Origin of the sequence: Paracraurococcus lichenis, from assembly GCF_030657435.1 — a bacterium.
Taxonomy (GTDB): domain Bacteria; phylum Pseudomonadota; class Alphaproteobacteria; order Acetobacterales; family Acetobacteraceae; genus Paracraurococcus; species Paracraurococcus lichenis.
Genome location: NZ_JAUTWS010000626.1, coordinates 1 through 220 on the forward strand (window position 1 = coordinate 1; position 220 = coordinate 220).

At 70.5% G+C, this 220-nt stretch carries 1 protein-coding gene; it reads left to right on the forward strand.

What is annotated here, in order from left to right; all coding sequences use genetic code 11:
* Nucleotides 1-220: transposase (locus Q7A36_RS41500; RefSeq protein WP_305109577.1), on the forward strand; the 220-nt coding region annotated here is incomplete at both ends.

Here is a 220-nt window from a genome sequence, read left to right on the forward strand (position 1 = left end):
CGGGCAGCCCTGCTATTCCGATCTGGCCATCACCACCGCCCTGACCCTGCGCGCGGTGTTCCGCTTGGCCCTGCGCCAGACCGAGGGGCTGATCGGCTCCATCCTGCAGCTGCTCGCTCTCACTCTGCCCGTGCCGGACCACACCACTCTGAGCCGTCGGGCCGAGACGCTGGAGGTGCTGCGGCCAAAGGCGGGCAGCGAGCCCGTGCACCTGCTGGTC